15 protein-coding genes and 1 pseudogene are annotated in these 20,707 nt (G+C 72.2%); 6 read left to right on the top strand and 10 right to left on the bottom strand.

Annotation, left to right across the window (positions count from 1 at the left end):
* The first annotated feature begins 460 nt into the window (after positions 1-460).
* Positions 461-3,190: a pyruvate, phosphate dikinase gene (gene ppdK / locus M6G08_RS03415; RefSeq protein ID WP_272585704.1), complete on the top strand. Its 2,730-nt coding sequence runs from the start codon at positions 461-463 to the stop codon at positions 3,188-3,190.
* A gap of 169 nt (positions 3,191-3,359) precedes the next feature.
* Here ppdK and M6G08_RS03410 read toward each other — a convergent pair whose 3' ends face one another.
* The 5 genes from M6G08_RS03410 to M6G08_RS03390 form a co-directional block, all read right to left on the bottom strand.
* Positions 3,360-3,827 (bottom strand): excalibur calcium-binding domain-containing protein, encoded by a 468-nt coding sequence (locus M6G08_RS03410; protein WP_272585703.1) that lies wholly within the window; start codon positions 3,825-3,827, stop codon positions 3,360-3,362.
* A gap of 151 nt (positions 3,828-3,978) precedes the next feature.
* Positions 3,979-5,133, bottom strand: coding sequence for an alkaline phosphatase PhoX (locus M6G08_RS03405; protein WP_272585702.1), 1,155 nt, complete (start codon positions 5,131-5,133; stop codon positions 3,979-3,981).
* 215 nt (positions 5,134-5,348) lie between these two features.
* Positions 5,349-5,714 carry a nitrite reductase small subunit NirD gene (nirD, locus tag M6G08_RS03400; RefSeq protein WP_272585701.1) on the bottom strand — a complete coding sequence of 122 codons (366 nt, stop codon included), beginning with the start codon at positions 5,712-5,714 and terminating at the stop codon, positions 5,349-5,351.
* Entirely contained in the window at positions 5,711-8,323 is a 2,613-nt protein-coding gene (gene nirB / locus M6G08_RS03395; RefSeq protein WP_272585700.1) for a nitrite reductase large subunit NirB, read from the bottom strand. The genes nirD and nirB overlap by 4 nt, the downstream gene beginning before the upstream one ends.
* Positions 8,323-9,540 (bottom strand): NAD(P)/FAD-dependent oxidoreductase, encoded by a 1,218-nt coding sequence (locus M6G08_RS03390; protein WP_272585699.1) that lies wholly within the window; start codon positions 9,538-9,540, stop codon positions 8,323-8,325. The genes nirB and M6G08_RS03390 overlap by 1 nt, the downstream gene beginning before the upstream one ends.
* A 165-nt stretch (positions 9,541-9,705) precedes the next feature.
* Between M6G08_RS03390 and M6G08_RS03385 the strand changes: the two genes are divergently transcribed.
* Positions 9,706-10,488 (top strand): sulfite exporter TauE/SafE family protein, encoded by a 783-nt coding sequence (locus M6G08_RS03385; RefSeq protein ID WP_272585697.1) that lies wholly within the window; start codon positions 9,706-9,708, stop codon positions 10,486-10,488.
* Positions 10,489-10,499: 11 nt separating this feature from the next.
* On the opposite strand, the gene M6G08_RS03380 is transcribed toward M6G08_RS03385, so the two are convergent.
* On the bottom strand, positions 10,500-10,739 hold the full coding sequence (locus M6G08_RS03380) for a hypothetical protein (protein ID WP_272585696.1): 240 nt from the start codon (positions 10,737-10,739) through the stop codon (positions 10,500-10,502).
* A gap of 687 nt (positions 10,740-11,426) precedes the next feature.
* Between M6G08_RS03380 and M6G08_RS03375 the strand changes: the two genes are divergently transcribed.
* From M6G08_RS03375 to M6G08_RS03360, 4 genes are all read left to right on the top strand, one after another.
* The gene (locus tag M6G08_RS03375; protein ID WP_272591244.1) at positions 11,427-12,422 is read left to right on the top strand and encodes a helix-turn-helix transcriptional regulator; all 996 of its coding nucleotides are present in this window, start codon (positions 11,427-11,429) and stop codon (positions 12,420-12,422) included.
* A gap of 374 nt (positions 12,423-12,796) precedes the next feature.
* Complete coding sequence (locus M6G08_RS03370) at positions 12,797-14,269, top strand: NlpC/P60 family protein (RefSeq protein WP_272585695.1); 1,473 nt, start codon at positions 12,797-12,799, stop codon at positions 14,267-14,269.
* 98 nt (positions 14,270-14,367) lie between these two features.
* Positions 14,368-15,585, top strand: a complete 1,218-nt coding sequence (locus M6G08_RS03365) for a transglycosylase family protein (protein ID WP_336298978.1) — start codon at positions 14,368-14,370, stop codon at positions 15,583-15,585.
* Positions 15,585-16,613: a DUF6528 family protein gene (locus M6G08_RS03360; protein WP_272585694.1), complete on the top strand. Its 1,029-nt coding sequence runs from the start codon at positions 15,585-15,587 to the stop codon at positions 16,611-16,613. Before M6G08_RS03365 ends, M6G08_RS03360 begins: the two co-directional genes overlap by 1 nt.
* 51 nt (positions 16,614-16,664) lie before the next feature.
* Here M6G08_RS03360 and M6G08_RS03355 read toward each other — a convergent pair whose 3' ends face one another.
* From M6G08_RS03355 to M6G08_RS03340, 4 genes and pseudogenes are all read right to left on the bottom strand, one after another.
* Complete coding sequence (locus M6G08_RS03355) at positions 16,665-17,294, bottom strand: class F sortase (protein WP_272585693.1); 630 nt, start codon at positions 17,292-17,294, stop codon at positions 16,665-16,667.
* Between the two features lie 122 nt (positions 17,295-17,416).
* A complete protein-coding gene (locus tag M6G08_RS03350) occupies positions 17,417-17,950 on the bottom strand; it encodes a GVDTG sorting domain-containing protein (protein WP_272585692.1) in 534 nt (177 codons plus the stop codon).
* 249 nt (positions 17,951-18,199) lie between these two features.
* Positions 18,200-18,361, bottom strand: a pseudogene (locus tag M6G08_RS03345) (M4 family metallopeptidase); the annotation flags it as partial.
* Positions 18,362-18,392: 31 nt separating this feature from the next.
* Positions 18,393-20,600 (bottom strand): molybdopterin oxidoreductase family protein, encoded by a 2,208-nt coding sequence (locus M6G08_RS03340; protein ID WP_272585691.1) that lies wholly within the window; start codon positions 20,598-20,600, stop codon positions 18,393-18,395.
* Positions 20,601-20,707 lie beyond the last annotated feature (107 nt).

The following is a 20,707-nucleotide window of genomic DNA, read 5'->3' as shown; positions in this document are numbered from 1 at the left end:
CCCGGTGGTCGGCGGACCCGGCGAGGGGGCCGGGTCCGCCGCACCCTGTCGTACGTGCGTCGCGAGCGGTCCGTTCACCGGTCCGCATGGTGAAATCCGGCGGCCTGTGGCAGCGTGATTCTCGCCACCTCTGATAGGGGTGACGCTCAGATGAGCGGATCTTGGGCGATTCCACTTCTCCAAGGGGTGGCACTGAGTGCCATGTCATGATCGTTCATCGATCGAACTCAAACGTAGTGATTGGCGCTCAGGTGAGCGGCGCTTGCGGGATTCGTGAGTCCATTCGTTCAAGAAGTGAAAACACCAGGCGGCGGTCGCTTGCCAAGCCTTGACTTTCGATCCGCTGGCGGACGACTGGTTACGGGCGCATGTCGCGCAAGTGGACGTACCCAGGTGCCTTTGATCTGGGTACATTCCTCGCCGTCAGGGCAGCCACCGCGTCCTCGAGGAGTCGAGACCCGTGTCGGAAAACAAAGAACCTCAGGTAACGAACGCACCCAAGTTCGTTTACGACTTCACCGAGGGCAACAAGGACCTCAAGGACCTCCTCGGTGGCAAGGGCGCCAACCTCGCCGAGATGACCAACCTGGGTCTTCCGGTCCCTCCCGGCTTCACCATCACCACCGAGGCCTGCAAGACCTACCTCGACAGCGGCGAGGAGCCGACGGCACTGCGCGACGAGGTGAGTGCGCACCTCGACGCCCTCGAAGCGCGGATGGGCAAGAAGCTCGGCCAGGCCGACAACCCCCTCCTCGTGTCGGTCCGCTCCGGAGCCAAGTTCTCCATGCCCGGCATGATGGACACGGTCCTCAACATCGGCCTCTCCGACAAGTCGGTGCAGGGCCTGGCCAAGCAGGCCGGTGACGACCGCTTCGCCTGGGACTCCTACCGCCGCCTGATCCAGATGTTCGGCAAGACCGTCCTCGGCGTCGACGGCGACCTCTTCGAGGAGGCGCTGGAGGCGGCGAAGACGGCCAAGAAGGTCACGGTCGACACCGAGCTGGAGGCCGCCGACCTCAAGAAGCTCGTCACCAAGTTCAAGAAGATCGTCAAGACCGAGGCCGGCCGGGACTTCCCGCAGGACCCGCGCGAGCAGATGGACCTCGCCATCAAGGCCGTCTTCGACTCCTGGAACGGCGAGCGCGCCAAGCTCTACCGCCGCCAGGAGCGCATCCCGCACGACCTCGGCACCGCCGTCAACGTCTGCTCCATGGTCTTCGGCAACCTGGGCCCCGACTCCGGCACCGGCGTCGCCTTCACCCGCGACCCCGCCTCCGGCCACCAGGGCGTCTACGGCGACTACCTTCAGAACGCCCAGGGCGAGGACGTCGTCGCCGGCATCCGCAACACCGTCCCGCTGGCGGAGCTGGAGCAGATCGACAAGAAGTCGTACGACCAGCTGATGCAGATCATGGAGACGCTGGAGAACCACTACCTGGACCTCTGCGACATCGAGTTCACCATCGAGCGCGGCCAGCTGTGGATGCTCCAGACCCGCGTCGGCAAGCGCACGGCGGGCGCGGCCTTCCGCATCGCCACCCAGCTCGTCGACCAGGGCCTGATCGACGAGGCCGAGGCCCTCCAGCGCGTCAACGGCGCCCAGCTCGCCCAGCTGATGTTCCCCCGCTTCGACGAGGACGCCAAGGTCGAGAAGGTCGGCCGGGGCATCGCGGCCTCGCCGGGCGCGGCGGTCGGCAAGGCGGTCTTCGACTCGTACACCGCCGTCAAGTGGTCCCGCTCGGGCGAGAAGGTCATCCTGGTGCGCCGCGAGACCAACCCCGACGACCTGGACGGCATGATCGCCGCCGAGGGCATCCTGACCTCGCGCGGCGGCAAGACCTCCCACGCGGCCGTCGTCGCGCGCGGCATGGGCAAGACCTGTGTCTGCGGCGCCGAGGAGCTGGAGGTCGACACCAAGCGCCGCCGGATGACGGTGCCCGGCGGGCACGTCGTCGAGGAGGGCGACGTCATCTCCATCGACGGCTCCAGCGGCAAGGTGTACCTGGGTGAGGTCCCGGTCGTGCCGTCGCCGGTCGTCGAGTACTTCGAGGGCCGCATGCACGCGGGTGCCGAGGACGCCGACGAGCTGGTCGAGGCCGTGCACCGCATCATGGCCTTCGCCGACCGCAAGCGCCGGCTGCGGGTGCGCGCCAACGCCGACAACGCCGAGGACGCGCTGCGCGCCCGCCGCTTCGGCGCCCAGGGCATCGGCCTGTGCCGCACCGAGCACATGTTCCTCGGCGACCGGCGCGAGCTGGTCGAGCGGCTGATCCTGGCCGACACCGAGGCCGAGCGCGAGGAGTCCCTGAAGGAGCTGCTGCCGCTCCAGAAGCAGGACTTCGTCCAGCTCTTCGAGTCCATGGACGGCCTGCCGGTCACGGTCCGCCTCCTGGACCCGCCGCTGCACGAGTTCCTGCCCGACATCACCGAGCTGTCGGTGCGCGTCGCGCTCGCCGAGTCCCGCCAGGAGCCGCACGAGAACGAGCTGCGCCTGCTCCAGGCCGTGCACCGGCTGCACGAGCAGAACCCGATGCTGGGCCTGCGCGGCGTCCGTCTCGGCCTGGTCATCCCCGGCCTGTTCACCATGCAGGTACGGGCCATCGCCGAGGCGGCGGCCGAGCGCAAGGCCGCCAAGGGCGACCCGCGCGCCGAGATCATGATCCCGCTCGTCGGCACCGTCCAGGAGCTGGAGCTCGTCCGCGACGAGGCCGACCAGGTCATCGCCGAGGTCGAGGCCGCCACCGGCGCCAAGCTCAAGCTGTCCATCGGCACGATGATCGAGCTGCCGCGCGCCGCGCTGACCGCCGGTCAGATCGCCGAGGCCGCCGAGTTCTTCTCCTTCGGTACCAACGACCTCACCCAGACCGTGTGGGGCTTCAGCCGCGACGACGTGGAGGCCAGCTTCTTCACGGCCTACCTGGAGAAGGGCATCTTCGGCGTCTCCCCGTTCGAGACCATCGACAAGGACGGCGTCGGCTCCCTGGTCGCCGCCGCCGCGAAGGCCGGCCGCGAGACCCGCCCCGACCTGAAGCTCGGCGTCTGCGGCGAGCACGGCGGCGACCCCGAGTCCGTCCACTTCTTCCACGAGGTGGGCCTGGACTACGTCTCCTGCTCCCCGTTCCGGATTCCGGTGGCGCGGCTGGAGGCGGGCCGGGCGGCGTCGCAGTCGAAGGGCAGCGACCACCGGTAAGCCCCCGAGCGGGGCACAACAGCCCCTGTGTGGGGCGCAAGGCCCCGGAGCCGCCGTCTGTCACCCGACCACCCTCACCGATCGGCGGCGGCTCCGGTCCACGGGAAAAGGCGGCACCCTTGTGCGGGGGTGCCGCCTTTCTCGTCAGCCGGTGCCTGCCCCTCCCGGGTCAGCCGGCGCCGTTGCTCCGGCGGCGGCGCGAGGCCAGCAGCAGTCCGCCGCCGGCGAGCACGACGGCCGCTCCACCCGCCGCGATGTACGGCGTGGTGTCGTCGCCGCCGGTCTCGGCGAGATCGGCGCCCTGCTGCCCGGCGGCCTGCTCGCCGCCGCCGGAGTTCTCCGCGTTCCCGGAGTCCTTGTAACCGGCCGCTTCGTCGGAGTCCTTGTCGCCGGAGTCCTTGTCGTCGGCGGGCACGAAGCCCGCGGGCGGCTTGTCGCAGCCGACGCCGTCCTTGTCGCGGTCGAGGTGGTCGCCGTAGTGCTTGTCGCCCTTCGGGATGTTGTGGTGCCCGGCGTCGTAGGCCTCGGTGCAGTTCTCGAACGGGTGGTTGCCGTCGTGCGCCTGGGCGGCGACAGGCAGGGCGGCCAGGGCCACCGCGGCCAGGGCGACGGCGGCGGGCTTGCGGAGCAGCTTCATCAAGAGTCCCGGGAATGGTGTGGTGGAGCGGATGTGAGATGACGAAGCTATTGAGGTGCGCGGGATGTAGTGGAGATATGAAGGAGTCGTGACGGGAACGTGATGTGACCGGACGGTAGCTCTCCGCTGTCCCTCGGCTGTCCGTGGCGCGCTACGCCCGGAACGGTCCGCGCACCTCGTAGGTGATCCCGCCGGAGGACCTCCCGCTCGTCCCCCGCTGGCTGGAGAAGTACAGCCGGGTGCCGTCGGGCGAGAAGGCGGGGCCCGTGATCTCCGAGCCGGACTGGCCGTCGATGCGCAGGAAGGGGGCGATCACGTCGCTCGGCGTGATCACGCAGATCTCCATGGTGCCGCCGTCCTCGGCCACGAACAGGTCGCCGGAGGAGCTGCCGGTGACGTTGTCCACGCCGGTCAGCGGGGCCGTGCCGGACGTCACCAGGGAGTCGTCGTAGGCGAGTTCGATGGTCTGGGCGGCGGTGTCGTACTGCCAGACGCGGTTGTCGCCCTTGGTGGTGAACCAGCAGGTGTCGTCGGCGTAGTAGCAGCCCTCACCGCCGTTGAACCGCTTGGCGCCGGAGACCTGGTGGCGGGTGGCCGTCGCGCCGGACGGGTCGGGGACCCTCGCCCAGGACACCGGGCCGCTCGTGGCCGAGCCCGCGACCAGGACCTCCAGCGTGCCGGAGGACAGGTCGCCCCAGGTCGTGGGGCGGAAGCGGTAGAAGCAGCCGTCGCTGACGTCCTCCGTCAGGTAGACGGCCCTGCGCACCGGGTCGGCCGCCGCCGCCTCGTGCTTGAAGCGGCCCATGGCGTCCCGGCGCACCGCGGCCTTCACGCCCCACGGGTCGGTCTCGTAGACGTACCCGCGGTCCACCTCCTCGCAGGACAGCCAGGTGTTCCACGGCGTCCGGCCGCCCGCGCAGTTCTGCCGGGTGCCGGAGAGCACGCGGTACGCCGAGGTGACCGCCCCGGTGGCCGAGAACTTCACCGCGCTCGCCCCGCCGGAGGGGTTGATCTCCGAGTTGGAGACGTAGATCCAGCCCGTGCCGTCCGCGTAGCAGGCGCCGCCGTCCGGGGCGTTGTGCCAGGTGTACGAGGTGCCCGCGACCTTCTGTCCAGAGCGGGCGATCACCCTGCTGGTGAAGCCGGCGGGCAGCCGGATGCCGTTGGCGTCGGGCGCTTTGAGTGCCCCGTACGGGCCGCTGCCGGGCTGGGCGGGGGCGGCGTGGGCGGCACCGCGCCACAGGGCTCCGCCGAGCACGGCCGAGCCGCCGACGACGGCCGTGCGCAGAAGGGTACGACGTTCCACTGCTGCCTCCGGGTGTCCTGACCGGGGCCCGCCGCCGGTCGGCGGCGGGGGCGTGCAGCTACGGACCCTAGAGCGCCACGGTTGACGGTGCATGGACAATCTGTGACGGCTGGACGGCGCGCTCCCCCAGCGGTTCGCCGCCACCACCACCGCCGAGCGCCGTACGCCGGGGCGGGCCGGCGTGGTCCCGGGCCGTGGTGCGACCGCCCGCAGCCCTACGCCGCCCTCACCTCGTACGTCTCCACCCGCACCGACTCGTCGTCCAGGCACACCCCGGTCGCCAGGTCGAAGCGCTGCTTGAGCAGCGGGGAGGCGACGAAGGGGCGGCCCCGGTGGGTGCCGGTCAGGCCGCGGGAGAGGACCGCCGCGCCGGTGAACGGGTCCCGGTTGCCGATGGCGTACAGCTCGCCCGACCGGTCGCGGAACAGGGCCACCTGGCCGCCGTCCGGCAGCAGGGCCGCGACGCCCCGGCCGGGCAGCAGGGCGCCGAGGTCGCAGGCCGTGAACCAGTCGTCCGTCAGCCGCAGCAGGACCTTCAGGCCGGTCGTCTCGGGTGCCGGGGACTCGGGTGCCAGGGTCATCGCCGGGTGCTTCCTTCCAGGAGGTCGTCTTCCGAGGGGCGCCGCAGGCCGATGTCCAGCAGCGGCAGGTCGGGCTTCATCTGGTCGCGCTCCGGCACGAAGCCCACGACCGGGTCGGGGGTGCCGGGGGCGTTCACGAAGGACACGAACCGGGCGAGCTTCTCCGGGTCGTCGACGGTCTCGGCCCACTCGTCGCGGTAGTGCGCGACATGGGCCCGCATCAGGGACTCCAGTTCGTCGCAGATGCCGAGCGAGTCGCGCACGACGACGTCCCGTACGTGGTCCAGGCCGCCGGGGATGCGCTCCAGCCAGGTGGAGGTGCGCTCCAGCTTGTCGGCGGTGCGGATGTAGAACATCAGGAACCGGTCGATCAGGCGGACCAGTTCGGCGTCCGAGAGGTCCTGCGCGAGCAGGTCCGCGTGGCGCGGGGTGGCGCCGCCGTTGCCGCCGACGTAGAGGTTCCAGCCGTTGGAGGTGGCGATCACGCCGAAGTCCTTGGACTGGGCCTCGGCGCACTCGCGGGCACACCCGGAGACCGCCGACTTCAGCTTGTGCGGGGACCTGAGCCCCCGGTAGCGCAGCTCCAGGTCGATCGCCATGCGCACCGAGTCCTGGACGCCGTAGCGGCACCAGGTCTGGCCCACGCAGGACTTCACCGTGCGCAGCGACTTGCCGTACGCGTGCCCGGACTCGAAGCCGGCGTCCACCAGCCGCGCCCAGATCACCGGCAGCTGCTCGACGCGGGCGCCGAACATGTCGATGCGCTGACCGCCGGTGATCTTCGTGTAGAGCCCGAAGTCCCGGGCGATCTCGCCGATGACGATCAGCTTCTCCGGCGCGATCTCGCCGCCGGGGATGCGCGGGACGACGGAGTACGAGCCGTTCCTCTGGAGGTTGGCCAGGAAGTGGTCGTTGGTGTCCTGGAGGGCCGCCTGCTCGCCGTCCAGGACGTAGCCGCTGGCGCCGATCGCCGGGGCGAGGGAGGCGATGATCGAGCCGACCGCCGGCTTGCACACCTCGCAGCCCTCGCCGCCCCGGGCGCCCTCGCGGCCGTGCCGGTCGAGCAGCTCGCGGTATGAGGTGATCCGCAGGGCGAGGACGATCTCGTACAGCTCCTCGCGGGTCTGCGCGAAGCAGCCGCACAGCCCCTTGTCGACCTCGACGCCGCTCGCCTCCAGCTCGGCGGTGACCAGCTGGCCGAGCACCTTCACGCAGGAGCCGCAGCCGGTGCCGGCCTTGGTGCACTTCTTCACCTCCGGCACGGTGGTGCAGGAGTGCTCGGTCACCGCGCCGCGGATGGTGCCCTTGGTGACGTTGTGGCAGGAGCAGATCACCGCGTCGTCGGGCAGGGCGGCCGGGCCGAGCTGGGCCGGGGCCCCGGCACCGGCGGGCAGGACGAGCGACTCGGGGGAGACCGGCGGGACCGAGCCGGTGAACGCGCGCAGCGTGCCGTACGCCTCCGCGTCGCCGACCAGGATGCCGCCGAGCAGCGTGCCGTCGCGGCCGACGACCAGCTTCTTGTACAGGCCCGCGCGGGAGTCGGAGTAGACGACGTCCAGGCAGCCCTCGGCGGTGCCGTGCGCGTCGCCGAAGGACGCCACGTCCACGCCGAGCAGCTTCAGCTTGGTGGACAGGTCGGCGCCGGTGAAGGAGGCCTCCCGGTCCGCGATGGTGGCGGCGGCCGTCTCGGCCTGCTCGTACCCGGGCGCGACCAGCCCGTACACCCGCCCGTCGGCGGCCAGCGCGCACTCGCCGATCGCGAAGACCCGCTCGTCGGTGACGGTCCGGCACCGCTCGTCGACGCTGATGCCGCCGCGCTCGCCGACCGCCAGTCCGCAGTCGCGGGCCAGCTGGTCGCGGGGGCGGACACCGGCGCTGAACACCACCAGGTCGGTGGCGAGTTCGGAGCCGTCGGAGAGCCTCATGCCGGTGACGGCGCCGTCCGCGCCGGTGACGATCTCCTGCGTGCCGACGCCCGTGTGCACGGACAGGCCCATCTCCTCGATGGTGCGCAGCAGCGCCGCGCCGCCGCCCTCGTCGACCTGTACCGGCATCAGCCGGGGCGCGAACTCCACGATGTGCGAGGTGAGTCCGAGCCCCTTGAGGGCGCCGGCCGCCTCCAGCCCGAGCAGTCCGCCGCCGACCACCGCGCCGGTCGTCGCGGTCTTCGCGTACGCCTCGATGGCGAGCAGGTCCTCGATCGTCCGGTAGACGAAGCAGCCCTCGGCGTCCTTGCCGGGGACCGGCGGGACGAAGGGGTAGGAGCCGGTGGCCAGCACCAGTACGTCGTAGTCGACGACCAGCCCCGAGCGGGCGGTCACCCTGCGCGCCTCGCGGTCGACGGTCTCGGCCGGGTCGCCGACGCGCAGCTCGATGCCGTGCTCCTCGATGAAGGCGAGGTCGGTCATCGACAGGTCTTCGGGGGTCCTCCCCGAGAAGTACGAGGTGAGCTGGACGCGGTCGTAGGCGGGGCGCGGTTCCTCGCACAGCACGACCACGCGGTGCGTGGCGGTCAGGCCGCGCTCGGCGAGCGCCTCCAGGAAGCGCTGGCCGACCATGCCGTGGCCGACGAGGACGATGGTGGGGGCGGGCCCCGGGGTGGCGGTCATCAGGAGCCTCCGTCGTGGGTGAGCAGGTGGAGCAGGGGGCCGCCGTCGGACGGGAGCGGCTCTGCTCCCTCCCAGGTGCGCGCGAGGGCGCCGACGGTGCCGAGGTCGCCGACCAGGACCCCGCCGACCAGCCGGTCGTCACGGACGACGACCTTGCGGTAGGTGCCCCGGGTGGCGTCGGCGAGCTGCACGACGTCGTCGCCGGGGCGGGGGTCGGTCTCGCCGAACGCGGCGAGGTCGAAGGGACTGTCCGGCCCGGTGAGGGTGAGCCGGGTGAGGGAGCGGGTGCCGGTGTAGCGGGCGGTGTCGCTCCCGGCGAGCAGCTCGGCCAGCGCGCCGGCCTGTTCCAGGGCGGGCGTGGCCAGCCCGTACACCCGGCCGGCGTGCTCGGCACAGTCGCCGATCGCGCGGATGCGCGGGTCACCGGTGCGCAGCTCGTCGTCGACCACCACGCCCGTGCGGACCTCCAGGCCCGCCTCCCGCGCCAGGCCCACGCGCGGGCGGACCCCGCAGGCCAGGACGACGACGTCGGCGCCCAGCGCGTACCCGTCCGCCATCTCCACCGACCGCACCGCCCCGCCGACGCTCCGCACGTCCCGCACCCGGCACTCGGTGTGCACCTCGACACCGAGGCTCTCCAGGTGGCGCCGGACGAGGGCGGAGGCGGCCGGGTCGAGCCGGCACTCCATGAGCCGCTCGGACTGCTGGGCGAGGACGACCTGCGCGCCGCGCACGGCCAGCGCCCGGGCGGCGGACACGCCGAGCAGCCCACCCCCGACGACGACCGCCCGCACCCCCGGCCGCAGCGCCTTGGACAGCGCCAGGCAGTCGTCCATCGTCCGGAACGCGTGCACGCCCTCGGGCAGCTCCCGGTCCGGGGTGAACAGGCCGCGCAGCGGCGGCAGTACGGCGTTGGAGCCGGTGGCGAGGACCAGCGTGTCGTACGCGATCACGGAGCCGTCGGCGCAGCGGACGGTCCGCCCGGCCCGGTCGATGCCGGTGGCCCGGGAGCGGACCAGCCCGGCCGGCGCGGGCAGGGTGATCACCTCGGGTCCGTACCGTCCGGCCAGCACCTCGGCGAGCAGCACCCGGTTGTACGGGCGGTGCTCCTCGTCGCCGACGACCAGCGCGGGCGTGCCTAGCTCACCGAGCCGCCGGGCGAGGGTGACGCCCGCGAGCCCGGCGCCGATCACCACCACACGCGTTTTCGAGGTCATGGCACCGAGCGTGCGCCGCGGGTGTTACCCGGTGGCATCACGACTGTTTCCCGGTGGGAACGCTGACCTCAGCGGGTGCGGCCGGCCCGTGTGAGGAGGACGGCAACCTCAGAAGACCCTCATCTCGATGGACGGCACAGCCGGCGTGTCCATAGGGTCACGATCATGCCCGACATATCACTGACCGCGGTCGTCCTGCTCTGCCTCGCCGCGCTCGCGGCCGGCTGGATCGACGCCGTGGTCGGCGGCGGCGGGCTCCTGCTGCTGCCCGCCCTGCTGCTCGGCCTGCCCGCCGGGACACCGGCCGCGCACGCGCTGGGCACCAACAAGGCGGTCGCCATCGTCGGCACCACGGGCGCGGCGGTCACCTACGCCCGCAAGGCGCCCGTGGACGTCGGCACCGCCGTACGGATCGGCCTCGCGGCGCTGGCCGGATCGTCGGGCGGGGCGTTCTTCGCGGCCGGGATGAGCACCGAGGTCCTCAAGCTCGTCATCATGGTGGTGCTGCTGGCGGTCGCGGCCTTCGTGATCCTGCGCCCCGCCTTCGGCACCGCCCCCGCCACCGGCCCCGCCACCCGCCGCCAGACCCTCGCCGCGATCGGCCTCGCGGGCCTCGGCATCGGCTTCTACGACGGGCTCATCGGCCCCGGCACCGGGACCTTCCTGGTGCTGGCCCTCACCGCCGTCCTCCACCTGGACCTGGTGACCGCCTCGGCCACCGCGAAGATCGTCAACTGCTGCACCAACGCGGGCGCCCTCGCGATGTTCGCCTGGCAGGGCGCGGTGCTGTGGCAGCTGGCGGCCCTGATGGCGGTGTTCAACCTGGCGGGCGGCACCCTCGGCGCGCACACGGCGCTGAAGCGGGGCAGCGGCTTCGTGCGGATCGTGCTGCTGACGGTGGTGTTCGCGCTGGTGGCGAACCTGGCGTGGGAGCAGTGGGGGGCCTAGGGCCGGTCCCCTCACCCGGCCTCGCCCATGGACGCGGTGTGCGGGGCGGCGGGTCCGGGCGTGGCTGCCCGGACGATGTCCTCGGCCGCCATGGTTCCGGCCGCCCAGATGATGTCGTTCGTGGCCGCGGTCCCGATGGTCTTGTCCGTGGGGTCCCAGAGCGCGCTGTCCGACGCCGTGGCGCTGATCGAGAGCAGGGCACCGGAGAGGGTGACGGCCGCGGTGGCACGGGCCAGACGGTGGCGCAGCATGTGAGGTTCCTTCCAGGAGTGCCGCTCTCTCCGGGCGTTTCGGCGTTCCGCGGTGACGCCGTGGCCGCTCCGAGCGGGCGAGGGGTTCGGACAGCGGGACCTACTCTGTTGGCCCGACGGAAGGGCCGGAAGGGTTTCCCGGCGGCCCCAAACGGTCCTGGCCGCTTTCGGCCACGGGGGCCGGGGGGCAGGGCAAGGGCGGGCCGGCGAAGAGCATCTCGTAGAACGGGGTGACCAGAGGCGCGGCCGCGGAGCGTACCGAGCACCCGTCGAGCCCCGGTGCTCCGGACAGGGCTCGCTCGCACAGAAGTGCCGCCTTGGTCTCGGCCGCGTCGAGTGTGTCGGCGACGATGTAGAGGCCGACCACGGGGTCGGGTCCGGCGTGCGGATGCAGGCACACGTGCTCCAACCCGTCGTCCTTCTGGGCGTGCGAAGAGATCAGCGTGTGCGCGTCGAGGGGGAGGTGACGGCCCGGCGGACCACACAGCCGGACGTGAACGAGATACATGGTGCCGACTGTCCCAACGTCGGCGCCTTGTAGGCCAGTTAGTCCGATTGGCCGGTCTCGTCCTTGGCCGTTTCCGTCCAGGATCCTTCACCGTGCGGTCTCGATCGAACGCGTATGTGGAGTTCGATGGCATGATCAAGGAGACTTCGTGGAGGCCATTGATCGGCGCAGGGGGGCCATTGCTGACGTCATTGGGGCTCGGAGCGGTTGAGGAGGCTGTTTACCGGGCGATGCTGTCGGAGCCGCGCAGTGGGGTCGCCGACCTGGCCGTCGCCCTGGGCCGCCCCGAGGGGGAGGTCCGCCGGGCGCTCGACGTGCTCAGCGAACTGGCGCTGGTCAGGCCGTCGGCTGAGTCGCAGGGGGGTCTGCGGGCGACGGCGCCGGAGATCGCCATGGAGATCCTGATGGCCCGGCAGCATGCCGACCTCGCGGCCCAGCAGGAGCGGCTGGAGTCGGCGCGCGCCAAAGCCGCCCAGCTGATCGCCGAGTACGCGGATCTGCGGCCCAGTGCCGGCAGCCCTGGAGTGGAACACCTCATAGGGCTGGACGCGATCCGTGACCGGCTGGCCCTGCTCACCCGGGACCTCCGCCAAGAGGCCATGACCTTCGTCCCGGGGGGAGCTCAGCCGGAGCACGCCATGGAAGCCGCCCGGCCGCTCAACCGCGACCTGCTGGCCAAAGGGGTGCGGATGCGCACGGTCTATCAGGACAGTGTCCGCAACGACCGGGCGACCGTGGCCTATGTCAACTGGCTCGCGTCGCTCGGCGGGCGTGTGCGCACCGCTCCCTCACTGCCCACTCGCATGATCATTTTCGATCGTGGTGTCGCCGTGATCCCCGTGTCCAGCAGCGACACGGCCTCCGGTGCCGTGGTGCTGACCGGGCAGGGCACGCTGACCGCGCTGTGCGCGCTTTTCGAGACGGTGTGGAGCACCGCCCAGCCGCTCGGCAAGGGGCCGGTGCGGGACGGGCTGGGTCTGAGTCCGCAGGAGTCGACGGTCATCCAGCTGCTGGCCAGGGGGTACACGGACGAGTCGATCGCGAAGCGGCTGGGGGTGTCGCACCGTACCGCGCGGCGGATCGCGAACGAGCTCATGGAGCGGCTGGAGGCGCGCAGTCGCTTCGAGGCCGGTGTCCGGGCGGTGCAACGGGGCTGGCTGCCCTCGGAGCCCTGACGGGCGGTTCCGGCGTACGGCTCCCGCGCGCGGCCCGGCTTCGTGGCCCGACGTCCGGCCGGGCGGCGCGCCCTGCGGTGTGTCCCACATGGCCGTCGGTACTGAGGCCCTGTCCCTTCCGGGCAGGGCCTTTCGCCTTTCGTCATGACGGCCCGGTGTCCTGAAGCGGACAGGGCCGTTTCGGTCCAGCGCCGAGCTCTTTCCGGGCGCTCACCGCGTGGCGAGAGTTGTGTCCGCCGGAAGAGGGCGTGACCCGGCCGGTCACCCGACACCAAGCGTTCCAGAACCCCGGAACCGCTGCCTCATGTCATGACCATGTCTATCCGCGCCCCGGCCCATGCCCAGTCCATCCCGCACGCAGAGAGTGACACGCCTTGAAGAACATCAGAAGCCCTCGCCACGCGGCCGCGGTCGCCACGGTCGCCGCGGTCGCCGCCGGACTCACGCTCGCGACCGCGCTCCCCGCCGTCGCCGAGACCCCGGCGGCCGTCGGCGCCGCGTCCGACCACGGAAGCCCGGGGCAGGGCCCGGTGACGTCGGCGAGGAACTCGCCGTCCGCCTTCGCCGCGGCGAGCAGCGCGGCGCCGGCCATCAAGCGTTCGACGGTCATAGCCCGGGCGGACAGCTGGGTGGGGAAAGGGCTGGACTACAGCTGGACGGGCTCGCACGAGGGATACCGCACCGACTGCTCCGGATACGTCTCGATGGCCTGGAACCTGGACAGGTCGCTGACCACCCCCACCTTCGCGAGCGCGGGCGTCACCGAGACCATCAGCAAGGGCGAACTCAAGGCCGGTGACGCCCTGCTGGACGACGACGCGGGCGCCTCCGGGCACATCGTCCTGTTCCACAAGTGGGCCAATGACGCGAAGACGCAGTACTGGGGCTACGAGTTCACCGGGTCCGGCGTCCACCACCGGCAGATCCCCTACCCGTACTTCGCGGGCTCCGGCCCCTACGTCCCGGTGCGCAACAAGTCGATCGTCGACGACGCCCCGGCGGTGGAGGACGGTTCGGTGTGGGATCGGGAGCTGTCGGTGTCGGGGCAGTGGCAGTCGGCGGCGACGCATGTTGATGAGAACACGCGGATCAATGGGTTCGCGGCGGCGGGTCTGCCGGATGGTTCGTTGCATGTGCAGACGTTGGTGAACGGTGATGTGTGGAACCGGGTGCGGTCGGCGTCGGGGGTCTGGCAGAAGGCGGCGACGAAGATCGATGACAACGGGTCGTTGAAGGGTGTGTCGTCGGCGGCGTTGCCGGACGGGTCGCTGCATGTGCAGACGTTGGTGAACGGTGACGTGTGGAACCGGGTGCGGTCGGCGGAGGGTGTGTGGGGCAACGCGGTGAAGATCGACGACAACGGCGGGGTCACGAAGGTGTCTTCGGCGGCGTTGCCGGACGGCACGCTGCATGTGCAGGCGTTGGTGAACGGTGACGTGTGGGACCGGACGCGTCGTGTCGACGGTACGTGGACGAACGCGACGAAGATCGACGACAACGGGTCGATCAAGGATGTCGCGGCGGCGGCGTTGCCGGACGGGTCGCTGCATGTGCAGGCGCTGGTGAACGGTGACGTCTGGAGCCGCTCTCGCGGCGCGGGCGGTGCCTGGGACCGTGCGGCGGTGAAGATCGACGACAACGGCGGTATCACGGACGTGTCCTCGGCGGGTCTGGCCGATGGGACGCTGCACGTCCAGGCCGTGGTCAACGGTGATGTGTGGGACCGCACCCGTCGGGTCGGCGGTTCCTGGACGAACGCCTCGAAGATCGACGACAACGGCCGCATCTTCGACACCTACGCCGCTGCCCTGCCCGACGGCAGCATGCACGTCGGAACCATCGTCTGACCTGCTGCAACGCCTTCTTCCCTGTACTTCACGGTGCCTCGTGACGCCCTGTCGCGCCACGAGGCACCGCCTCGTGCCGATCCACCCTGGAGAATTCCTTGCGTACCTTCCAGCGGCTCATGGGCCTCGCGGTCGCCGCCGGCGTCGCCCTCCCCCTCACCGCCACCACCACCGCGGCGCAGGCCGCCTCCGTCACCACCTGGGACAAGGTCGCCGCCTGCGAGAGCGGCGGGAACTGGAGCATCAACACGGGCAACGGCTACTACGGCGGCCTGCAGTTCTCCCTCAGTACCTGGAACGCCTTCGGAGGCGGGCAGTACGCCGACTACCCGCACCGGGCCACGAAGAAGGAACAGATCCTCACCGCCGAAAAGGTGCTCGCCGTTCAGGGCGAAGGCGCCTGGCCGACCTGCGGTCCCCGGGCCGGGCTCGGTGGCGACACCGCGGAACCCTACCCCGACCCGCCGGCCCCGGCAGCCGGTTCGGTGTGGGATCGGGAGCTGTCGGTGTCGGGGCAGTGGCAGTCGGCGGCGACGCATGTTGATGAGAACACGCGGATCAATGGGTTCGCGGCGGCGGGTCTGCCGGATGGTTCGTTGCATGTGCAGACGTTGGTGAACGGTGATGTGTGGAACCGGGTGCGGTCGGCGTCGGGGGTCTGGCAGAAGGCGGCGACGAAGATCGATGACAACGGGTCGTTGAAGGGTGTGTCGTCGGCGGCGTTGCCGGACGGGTCGCTGCATGTGCAGACGTTGGTGAACGGTGACGTGTGGAACCGGGTGCGGTCGGCGGAGGGTGTGTGGGGCAACGCGGTGAAGATCGACGACAACGGCGGGGTCACGAAGGTGTCTTCGGCGGCGTTGCCGGACGGGTCGCTGCATGTGCAGGCGTTGGTGAACGGTGACGTGTGGGACCGGACGCGTCGTGTCGACGGTACGTGGACGAACGCGACGAAGATCGACGACAACGGGTCGATCAAGGATGTCGCGGCGGCGGCGTTGCCGGACGGGTCGCTGCATGTGCAGGCGCTGGTGAACGGTGACGTCTGGAGCCGCTCTCGCGGCGCGGGCGGTGCCTGGGACCGTGCGGCGGTGAAGATCGACGACAACGGCGGTATCACGGACGTGTCCTCGGCGGGTCTGGCCGATGGGACGCTGCACGTCCAGGCCGTGGTCAACGGTGATGTGTGGGACCGCACCCGTCGCGTCGGCGGTTCCTGGACGAACGCCTCGAAGATCGACGACAACGGCCGCATCTTCGACACCTACGCCGCTGCCCTGCCCGACGGCAGCATGCACGTCGGAACCATCGTCTGATGCGCGCCCGCACCACATGGACCCGCCGTGGCGTGCTGCTCGGAGCCCTCGGCGCCGGAGCGACCGCCGCACTGCACGCCACCGGCTCCGGACGGGCGACCGCGGCCGCACTGCCACCCCTGCTGGTGGGAGACCAGAAGTCCCGCCGGGTGCTGCTGCTCGACTCCGCGACGACGACGTGGGAACCGTCCGGCGATCCCGCCTCGGTGCGCTGGGAGTTCACTCCGGAAGAGGACAGCCGCTACGACGACCTGGACCCGGGCCACAGCTGGACCTACGTCAGCGAGGTCAAGTCCCGTACGTGGCAGGGGAAGACCTACCTGCTCACCACCGCGTCCTACGGCTTCGCCGCCGTCGTCGAACACCCAGGCAAGAACCGGTACTGGGCGGCCCGCGTGACGGACGCCGCGGGCACGGAGAAGTCCAACCCGCACAGTATCGAGCTGCTTCCCGACGGCAACGTGGCGGTGGCCCTCAGCGGGAGCGGCGAAGTCCGCCTGTACGCGGCCTCGCGGTCCCCGTACGCCACCGAGTACACCAGCGTCCCGCTCACCTCTGCCCACGGAGTCCACTGGGACCCCGCCACCGAGATGCTCTGGGCCGTCGGGTCCGGGCAGTTGGCGGCCTACGAGCTCAACGGGCCGGCCACCGGGCGGACGCTCGTGCGGGCCTACGCCACCGACCTGCCCGGACCGGTGCCGGGCCGGGCGCCGGGAGGTCACGACCTCAACGCCGTCGCGGGCGAGCCGGATCTCTTCTGGGTGTCGACCACGGACGGACTGCTTCAGTACTCGAAGTCCCGCCGGCAGTTCGCCCCCTACGTCCCCTCCTCGTGCGGGGGGACACTGGCGAACGTGAAGGCCGTGAGCAACGCGGGCGCCACCGTCGCCCTCACCGCCCCGGACGGCGGACTCGACAGAACCTGGTGGACCCGGTCCGTGCGCGTCGACAACGGCCCGGTGCCCGCCCACACCCTCGCCGGCGCCGCCTACGGCGGCATCTACAAGGCCAGGTGGTGGCAGCCGTGACCGCCGGGCACCGCGGGGCGGGCGGCCGCGTCCGCCTGCCTGTTCCCGGACTCACCGGCTGCCGGTCAGGTGGGCGAAGACGACCACGTTCCCCTGGTAGCCGGTACCGCGCGCGTAGTCGCCGCCGCAGGTGATCACGCGCAGTTCGGGCCGGTCGGCCGCGCCGTAGACCTTCTCGTCGGGGAAGTCCTCGGCCTCGTACACCTCGACGGCGTCCACGGTGAACACCGCGACGCCGCCGTCCTGCCGGTCGACCTCGATCACCGAGCCCCTCTCCAGTGCGCCCAGCCGGTAGAAGACGGCGGGCCCCTCGGCGTTGTCGACGTGCCCGGCGACGATCGCGGTGCCCGTCTCGCCGGGGGTGGTGCCGGCCTCGTACCAGCCGGCCAGGTTCTCGTCCTCGGCGGGCGGTACGTCGAGGCTGCCGGACGGTGTCAGTCCGAGGCCCGTCATGGGGGCGTCCACTCCGATCGCCGGGATGCGGACGCGGTCGGGCGGGGAGGGCGGCAACGCCGGTGCCACGGGCGCCCGCCCCGCCTGCCCGGCGCCGGCACGGGCGGCCTGCGCGGCCGACGGTTGCGGCGGGGCCTCGGCGCCGGTGCCGTCGAGCAGCAGCCACGCCCCGGAGCAGAGGGCGAGTGCGGTGACCGCGGCTATCGCGGAGTTGCCGATCCTGCGCATGACGCGCCCCTCTCCCTAGGGTCCCTCGGGGGCTCCCCTGCCCCCTCCGGGCCGCGAGGGGCATCGGACCCGGAGGGGGTGGGGAAGTGCGGTACCGGCGAACGGGCAGCGGAGGGTGCCCGTCAGATCCCGTCGCCTCTCGCCCGGCGATGCAGGAGCCAGGTACCGCCCGCGGCGGCGACGGCCAGAGCCGCAACACCGGCCGCGGTCTGCACGGGGTCGGGGCCAAGAGCGCCACCGACCCCCGTCTTCACGCTTCCTCTGGGGTACACCTGCTCACGGGCCGCGGTCAGCGTGACCACGAGGTCACCCGCCACCCGCTTGCCGCTCCCGCCACAGGTCGCGACGATCTCGTACGTCCCCGGCTGGGCGCTCGGCGGCACCTGGAAGCCGCCCGTCGTCTCGCCCCCGCCCGAACCCGGCGCCAGCGGGAACTGCCCGGCGCCCACGGCGCTGGCGTCCCCCGCCGCCGCGCCGTCCTCGCCGCACGCCGCCGTGCGCACCGTGGCCCGCTCGCCCGGCACGACCGAGGACGGGTACACCTCCAGACCACCGGTGACCGGGGCCTGACCGGCGTACGCGGGCGCCGGGGAGGCGAGGCCGGCGGCCGCGACGGCGAGCGCGGTGCCGGTCAGCAGTCGGGCGGTACGTCGCATCGGTGCTCCTTCGAGCTCTTCGGTGGCCCCTGCCCTACCGAGGAAAGTCGCACCGGGCGCGGCCCGCTCCCCGAGAGCGCGCCGGGAATGGGATGAACGGGTGTCGCCCGCGCTCCAGGCACCCCCGTGCGGGACGCCGTTCCGGCAGGTCACGGGCGTACAAGGCGTCCACCCGGGGAAAGTTGTGCCGGTGCGCGGGGCGCGCGTGTGAACGGGTGACCGTGCCGCCGAACGGACCCGCTCAGCGCGTCAGCCGACGCTCACCGCGCTCCACGCCGCGCCCACCGCGGCGTACTCCGCGCTGTCGACGCCGTACAGGTCCTTCGCCGCGTCCAGGGTGGCCGTGCGGGCGCCCGCGTAGTCCGTGGACGAGGTCATGTAGACCGTCAGCGCCCGGTACCGGATGTCGCCCCCGGCTGACCGGTGACCCCGGCGGACGGCCCTACGGCCCCGCCACCGCCTCCACCCGCACCGCGCACACCTTGAACTCCGGCATCCGGGAGGTCGGGTCGAGGGCCGGGTTGGTCAGGGTGTTGGCGCGGCCCTCGCCCGGCCAGTGGAAGGGCATGAACACCGTGTCGGGCCGGATGCCGGAGGTGATCCGGGCCGGGGCCACCGCCCGCCCGCGCCGCGACACGACGGCCACCGGATCGCCCTCGGCCGCCCCGAGCCGCGCCGCCAGCCGGGGGTGCAGCTCCACGAAGGGGCCGGGCGCGGCGGCGTTCAGCTCGTCCACCCGCCGGGTCTGCGCCCCCGACTGGTACTGGGCCACGACCCGGCCGGTCGTCAGCAGCACCGGGTACTCGTCGTCCGGCTCCTCGGCGCTCGGCCGGTGCGAGACGGGGACGAACCGGGCCCGGCCGTCGCCGGTGGCGAAACGGTCGAGGAAGAGGCGGGGGGTGCCCGGGTGGGGGCCGGGTGTCGCGGCGGTGCCGGCCGTCCGGTCGGTCGCGGTGGTTCCGGTGGTCCGGTCGGCTTCGGCCGTGTCGGCGGCCCGCTCCGCCCCGGTGGCCCCGTCACCGGCGTCCGCCCCCTCCGGCGCCGGACACGGCCAGAACACCCCGTCCTCATCCGCCAGCCGACGGTAGTCGATCCCGGAGTAGTCCGCCGGACCGCCCGCGCTCGCCCGGCGCAGTTCCTCGAAGACCTCCTCGGGGTCGGTCGGGAAGCCCTTCTCCACGCCGAGCCGGCCGGCCAGCCCGTGCAGCACCTCCAGGTCGCTGCGGACGCCGTCCGGCGGTGTGATCGCCCGCCGCCGCAGCAGTACCCGGCCCTCCAGGCTGGTCGTGGTCCCCGTCTCCTCCGCCCACTGCGTCACCGGCAGGACCACGTCCGCCAGCGCCGCCGTCTCGGAGAGCACCACGTCGCACACGGCGAGGAAGTCCAGCGACCGCAGCCGCCCCTCGACATGCGCCGCGCGAGGCGCCGACACCACCGGGTTGGACCCCATCACCAGCAGCGACCTGATGTCCGTCCCCAGCGCGTCCAGCAGCTCGTACGCACTGCGCCCCGGACCCGGCAGCGAGTCGGGGTCCACACCCCACACCCCGGCCACGTGCCGCCGCGCCGCCGGGTCGGTCAGCTTGCGGTAGCCCGGCAGCTGGTCGGCCTTCTGCCCGTGCTCGCGCCCGCCCTGTCCGTTGCCCTGCCCGGTCAGACAGCCGTACCCCGACAGCGGCCGCCCGGCCCGCCCGGTCGCCAGGCACAGGTTGATCCACGCGCCCACCGTGTCCGTCCCCTTGGCCTGCTGCTCGGGCCCGCGCGCGGTCAGCACCATCGCCGCCTCCGGGGCGCAGAACAGCCGCACCGCCTCCCGCAGCTCCGGGACGGACACCCCCGTGATCCGCTCCACGTGCTCCGGCCAGTGCGCCATCGCCGCCGCCCGCGCCTCCTCCCAGCCCGCCGTGCGCTCCTCGACGTACTCCGCGTCCACCCGCCCCTCGGCGACGACCAGGTGCAGCATGCCCAGCGCGAGCGCGAGGTCCGTGCCGGGCCGGGGCGCGAGGTGCAGGTCGGCCTGTTCCGCGGTCCTCGTCCGCCGCGGGTCGACGACGATCAGCGTGCCGCCGTTCTCGCGCAGCTCGGTGAAGTAGCGCAGGGACGGCGGCATGGTCTCCGCCGGGTTCGACCCGACGAGGATCACGCACCCGGTCCTCGGGATGTCCTCCAGCGGGAACGGCAGCCCCCGGTCCAGCCCGAAGGCCTTAGTGCCGGCCGCCGCGGCCGACGACATGCAGAACCGCCCGTTGTAGTCGATCTGCGAGGTGCCCAGCACCACCCGGGCGAACTTCCCCAGCGCGTACGCCTTCTCGTTGGTCAGTCCGCCCCCGCCGAACACCCCCAGCGCTTCCGCGCCGTACTCCGCCCGCGTACGGGCCAGGTTCCCGGCGATCCGCCCCAGCGACTCGTCCCAGCCCGCCGGCACCAGTACCCCCTCGCCCGACCGCACCAGCGGCGAGGTCAGCCGCACGCCCGACGAGAGCACCGCCGGCGCCGTCCGCCCCTTGCCGCACAGCGCGCCCCGGTTCACCGGGAAGTTGGCGCGCTCGGACAGCTCGACGGTGCCGTCGGCGGCGGGCGTCAGATTCATCCCGCACTGCAGCGCGCAGTACGGGCAGTGGGTGGGCGTGGGCGCGGCGGTGTTCTGCATGCCGCCAGCGTGCGACGTGCGTGTTACGCGTCCGGGCGGCCGTTTGTTACACCGCCGGGACGGTGACCTCCCCGCTGCCCGCCGGCCGCCGTGAGGGCCGCGGCACG

The sequence above is a fragment of the Streptomyces sp. M92 genome (genome assembly GCF_028473745.1).
Taxonomy (GTDB): Bacteria; Actinomycetota; Actinomycetes; order Streptomycetales; family Streptomycetaceae; genus Streptomyces.
Note: the sequence above shows the minus strand (reverse complement) of the source record. Positions and strands in the feature narration are given on the sequence as shown.